A 5441-nucleotide genomic window follows, 5' to 3' on the forward strand; every position below is an offset into this window, starting at 1 on the left:
TCCGTATCGGCGTCAAGGACGACGCCAAGCGCCCCGGCGGGATCAATATTTTCGGCAAGGGCTTTGGAAATTACGATCAGGACATTGTGCTCAGGATCAAAACCGCGTGAATCGACTGGCCGCGTTGCTGCGCTCAGTTACAGTTCATTGCTAGGCTAGGCTTGCAGCTGGCACCGCCGTCCATGAGGCGACCGGCTTGCCTGACGTGTATAGATCCCTCGTCGCAAGCTTTGCCCACCGGCTGCGAATCGCCTGCTACCCTCAATCACCAGTACAAAGCGATCCGTCCCACCAACCAACAGCCAGGGCATCCTCCGTTCCGGCAAATGCCGGAACTTACCATCTAGGCAACTCTCGAAAGTATATGCCGATCCAGGTCACACTTAGCCAACCCGAACCGCCAGCGATGGTTCGTAGCCTCACGCCTGCTCTGGTAGAACAAGGTCAGTTGCCGGCCGTCGATCATCACCGTCGAATGGCCATTCTCGCCGGGCTCACCAGGATCAAGGACGGGGCCGACAGAGACATAAGGACCCACTACCCTATCGGCGATAGCAAAGAAAACGCGTTGACGGCTTCCACGGGGGCCGTCGGGGAGGAAACAGGTGGCGTTGAGAAGCACACGACCGTCCGGCAGCTCGACGAGCTGCGCGCCTTCGATCCCCCATTCGTAGTCGGGGTGCTCGCGCGCATTGTGATGCGGCACGTCGAGATGATCGAGTATCTTGCCGAGACGTTTCCATGGCCCGAACCAGGAATCGGATTGGCTGCGCGCCAGATAGACATCAGGCTGGGGCACCCTGGTGAACTTGGGCATGCCTGAATAGACGATATAGCGCTTGCCGTCGACGATTGCCGGATGGGGATCGTAGATGCCGTCCTCATCGGTGTCGGGCAGCGACAATATCGCCGGATTGAGCACCACCCAATGAAAGCCGTCATTGGAGACCGCGTGCTCGCAACGTCCGCCGGACTTCATGAATTCGGTCTGGATGAACATATGGAAGACGCCGCACTCATGAATGACGCCGGGCGCTGCAACCCCCGATCCGGCTATAGGCAAGACGGTCGGCGCGTGCTCTGTCCAGGGCCCGTAGAGATCCGGCGCCGTGGCGTGGAGAATCTTCCAGCTTTCGGTCGTGACCGTACCGCTTGAGCCGAAGACGTGCCAGAGCGTGCCGTCGAAAACGGGACAAGGGTCCTTCAGGTCATCCACGACCTGCGGGTGAAACAATGGAAAGACGTTGGTTTCAAAGTCGATCTTCATTCGCCAGCCATCCCTCGATTCGTCTCGGTCTCCATTAAATGAACCACCGGCGCGACTCAGATAAACCGATTCCAAGCGTATTTATAGCTCCGCCGATGAACGGTTGTTGAACGATAGAAGGATTTCAACCGCTCTGTGGCAAAGGGCCACATTTGGAGAGCCCGACCTGACGCGAGGGGCCTCATCATGTGGATCAATGGGGGCGGCCGGCTCGCCCCTTCTCTGTTGAGCCATCGCAAGTGGAGCGGACGGCTGGTCTCGCCTGAACAGTTTTGCAGCTGTGGAACAACTTACTGGGATGGAAGTTATATAGAAGGCTGCGAACTTCATGTCAAAGCTGCCTCGATTGACTTTTCGTTAATCGAGGCATTTTCTAACTATATCGAAGGATAATCTACATGGAAATGGCGGCGGGCCGGCCCAAAACACGAAAAATCGCTGTACAACCGTCTATTTTAATTTGCTTTTCACACCTCCGATGGAACTTCGTATATCAGAGACCACAACACATTCTAACCCTGGCGTCAAAACAGCAACAGCTAATTTACTTCGAAGAGCCGATCTTCGATGAGAGGCGCCACCCTTCGATGCGGGTGCACAATATTACCCCGACGATCAGAATAGTGACGCCGTTGATCCCAGTTGGTACCTCCGCGACCAGGGCGGACGCGATCCAGCGCAGGTTCGTCGATCAGATCCTCGCCTCCACGCCGCATGACCGATTGACGACCTGGTATTACACGCCCATGGCGCTACGCTTCAGCGATCACCTCGCCTGTGACGTCTGCGTCTACGACTGCATGGATGAACTCTCCGCGTTCAAAGACGCTCCCGCAGAGTTGACGCAGTTGGAAAAGGCGCTGTTGCAGCGTGCCGATGTCGTCTTCACGGGCGGGCAGAGCCTCTACGAGGCCAAGCGCAGCTTGCATCGGGCGATCTTTCCCTTCCCGAGCAGCATCGACGTTGCCCATTTCCATCAGGCTAGGGCGCCAGGTGAGGACCCGTTCGATCAGGCCGACATACCTCACCCGAGGGTGGGGTACTTCGGGGTCATCGACGAACGGCTCGACCTTGAACTTATCGGGCAGGCGGCTGCGGCAATGCCAGACGTGCATTTTGTCATGCTCGGCCCTGTCGTCAAGATCGATCGAGCGAGCCTTCCCACGGCAGGCAACCTGCATTGGCTGGGCGGCAAGTCCTATGCAGACCTGCCGAACTATCTCAGGCATTGGAGTGCCGGGTGGATGCCGTTCGCGCTCAACGAAGCGACCCGCTACATCAGCCCGACCAAGACTCCCGAGTTTCTTGCGGCAGGACTGCCGGTGTTGTCCACGGCGATCGTCGACGTTGTGCGTACCTACGGCGTCGAAGGCCTTGTCGAGATTGTCGAGGCGGAGGACATCGAGGCCAAGCTTCGCTCGATCCTGGCCCACCCCCGCGATTTCCTGGTGAAGAAGGCCGACGGCTACCTCGCCGACATGTCCTGGGAGAAGACCTGGAGCGCGATGGCTGCCCACATCGAGCGCGCCCATGCGATGAAGAGCGTCGTCCCATTCCTGAGGAGGGCGTGAGCGTGTTCGACTGGTTGATCGTAGGGGCCGGTTTCGCCGGCAGTGTGCTGGCCGAGCGTATCGCATCGCAACGGCAGGAAAGCGTCCTGATTATAGACCGACGAAATCACGTCGGCGGCAATGCCTATGACTGCTACGACGAGGCGGGAATACTAATTCACCGTTACGGCCCTCACATCTTTCACACCAACGCCCAATCGATCGTCGACTATCTGTCGCAATTCACGCAATGGCGGCCTTACGAACATCGCGTGCTGTCGCTGGTCGATGGAAAGCTGCTGCCGATACCGATTAATCTCGACACCATAAACCGCCTCTACGGCCTTGAATTGACGTCCGAGCAGCTGCAGGACTTCTTCGCTTTCCGACGCGAAACGGTCAAAGAAGTCCGCACCGCCGAGGACGTCGTGGTGAGCACAGTAGGCAGAGAGCTCTACGAGAAATTCTTCCGCGGCTACACGAGGAAGCAGTGGGGTGTCGACCCTTCCCAGTTGAGCAAGTCAGTGACGGCGCGAGTCCCGACCCGGACCGATCGCGACGATCGGTATTTTGGCGACAGCTTTCAGAACATGCCGGCAGGCGGGTATACGCGCATGTTTCAGCGCATGCTGGATCACCCTAAGATCAAGATCATGCTGCAGACCGACTACCGCGAAATTCGCGACAAGATCCCCTTCCAGCGGATGATCTATACCGGTCCGATCGACGAGTATTTCGACTGGAAGCTTGGTCGCTTGCCCTACCGTTCGCTGCGCTTTGAGCACACGACGCTTGATTGCGAGCAGTTTCAACCGGTCGCCGTCGTCAACTATCCGCAGACGGAGAAATACACACGGATCACCGAGTACAAGCATCTGACCGGTCAGCAGAGTCCGAAGACCAGCCTCACCTACGAATACCCCACCGACGTCGGAGATCCTTATTACCCGGTGCCGCGGGCCGAAAACGAGGCTTTGTACAAACGATACGAAGCTTTGGCCGCGGCGTGCCCGGAGGTCTGGTTCGTCGGACGTCTTGCAACATATCGCTATTACAATATGGATCAGGTGGTCGGCCAGGCATTGGCTACGTTCGGGCGCATTCAGACACGCCTGCCAGCAAACGGGATGCTCGTCACGCCGACGCAGCGCGAGGCGGCCGAGTGAATGATGCGCCGGCCTGACCGGCGTCGGGCGACCCACGGCCAAAGAGGCCCATGTTTCTCGGCTTCTCGGCGAACAGCTCTAGATATGCTGTGCTGTTGATGCAGCTGAAAAGCGCGCACTGTTCGTATCAGCGAGCCTAAGGCGCCCTTGCTTGTTGTTCCTCAAACGCCAAGAACGATTGGCGCTGGCGCTCCAACTCGTCCGCAAGTGGCTTGCGAACAGTGCGCGAGCCGTCCGCATGAATGGTGGAGAACAAGCCGACTTCGGCGTGGCGCGAATTGTCCCAACCTGGGTAGGCCGTCACCGGGTACAGGCATATACCCTGAACAGGTGCACCGAGGCTCGTCGCGTCGCGCACTTCGTCGCAAACGTAGTGAAGCCAGGCTGGCCGGCCTGAACCTTCGGCGCCGGTCTCGGCGATGAACATCGGCTTCTTGTATCGCTCGGCGACCTCGACCAGCATTTCCGAAAGTGCACGGTATTCGTGGTGCCCCATCGGTATCGTTGGGCCATTCAAGTACCATTGGTTGTGCGGATAGAAGTTGAGGCCGATGACGTCCACAACGTCCTCGCTGCCGCCCAACTCCGGTTCCACGCGCCCGATCAGCATGTCATACGCCTCGAATTGGCCCTGGCGAGCATTTTCGGCGCGCCGCCGCTCGGGGTGAGTACGGTCACGAGGAGCAATATGGATCAGCGGTTCAGCCCAGATGAACCTGCAGCCGGGTTCGGCCTCCCGCATGGCCCTCACGCCGGCGACCGCTGCCCTGACAAGGTGTCGTTTGAACCATCCACGCTTGTTCGGCCCGACGCGGGGGAAATAGCCGACCTCCACCGCCCATGCAAAAAACGAAATCTCGTTGATCGGGCACACCAGGGGAGCCACCCCGGTTGCGGAGCGATGAACCCGAACAGCTTCCGCGGCGAAACGGACGTAGGCCTTGATAAACCCCGGGCCACCTTGGTCGATATGGTCTGGCGAGCCATAGTGGAAGATATCCCAGATAATCTGCACCCCGGCCGCCTGGGCTGCTTCGATCGCCGACGTCCAACTCGACCAGTCGAAGACTCCGGGCGCCGTTTCAATCAGGTGCCAGCGCAAGCCGTCGCGGATCGTGCGAAGCCCAAGCTCGGCACAACGGCGATAGTCGCCATGTGCATGGATGTCATGTGAGGTCGCGCGGATCAGATCAAGACGGGCCCCGTCGGCGCGCCTGTGGGAGGAACACTCGAAACCAGCCATGAAAAAGCTGTCGAACCCGGAAGAGCCTGCCGTGGGCCGACGAGCGGTATCCTCGTTCATACCAACATCCTGTCGCCCAAGACGTGCGCAAGTGATCGCATTCGCAGTCCCCATTGTCAGTTCCGGTGGCTAGTCGAAACCGGTCGGCTACCAACCACGTCGACGGCTCGGCGGCCTATACGCGTGTGCCAGGATTGGCGAATACAACCAAGCTC

Annotated in this window: 4 protein-coding genes and 1 pseudogene; 3 read left to right on the forward strand and 2 right to left on the reverse strand. The window is 58.9% G+C overall.

The window, feature by feature from the left end:
* Nucleotides 1–110 (forward strand): annotated as a pseudogene (locus NKH67_RS33595) (transcriptional regulator); the annotation flags it as partial.
* 233 nt (nucleotides 111–343) lie between these two features.
* Here NKH67_RS33595 and NKH67_RS33600 read toward each other — a convergent pair.
* Nucleotides 344–1342: a glycoside hydrolase family protein gene (locus NKH67_RS33600; protein ID WP_353033016.1), complete on the reverse strand. Its 999-nt coding sequence runs from the start codon at nucleotides 1340–1342 to the stop codon at nucleotides 344–346.
* 323 nt (nucleotides 1343–1665) lie between these two features.
* Here NKH67_RS33600 and NKH67_RS33605 point away from each other — a divergent pair, with 323 nt between their 5' ends.
* Together NKH67_RS33605 and glf are read left to right on the forward strand one after the other, a co-directional pair.
* Nucleotides 1666–2838, forward strand: a complete 1173-nt coding sequence (locus NKH67_RS33605; RefSeq protein ID WP_353033018.1) for a glycosyltransferase family protein — start codon at nucleotides 1666–1668, stop codon at nucleotides 2836–2838.
* A 2-nt stretch (nucleotides 2839–2840) separates the two neighbouring features.
* Entirely contained in the window at nucleotides 2841–3983 is a 1143-nt protein-coding gene (gene glf / locus NKH67_RS33610) for a UDP-galactopyranose mutase (RefSeq protein WP_352851969.1), read from the forward strand.
* A 136-nt stretch (nucleotides 3984–4119) separates the two neighbouring features.
* Here glf and NKH67_RS33615 read toward each other — a convergent pair whose 3' ends face one another.
* Nucleotides 4120–5286 carry a glycoside hydrolase family 1 protein gene (locus NKH67_RS33615; RefSeq protein WP_352851964.1) on the reverse strand — a complete coding sequence of 389 codons (1167 nt, stop codon included), beginning with the start codon at nucleotides 5284–5286 and terminating at the stop codon, nucleotides 4120–4122.
* Between the last annotated feature and the right edge of the window lie 155 nt (nucleotides 5287–5441).

Source organism: Mesorhizobium sp. M0968, from assembly GCF_040319065.1.
Taxonomy (GTDB): Bacteria; Pseudomonadota; Alphaproteobacteria; order Rhizobiales; family Rhizobiaceae; genus Mesorhizobium.

What these genes read in the sequence shown, in the direction of transcription:
- NKH67_RS33605 (WP_353033018.1), top strand. Translation starts at nt 1,666, where the DNA reads ATGGAAATGGCGGCGGGCCGGCCCAAAACACGAAAAATCGCTGTACAA.
- NKH67_RS33615 (WP_352851964.1), bottom strand. Translation starts at nt 5,286, where the DNA reads ATGAACGAGGATACCGCTCGTCGGCCCACGGCAGGCTCTTCCGGGTTC.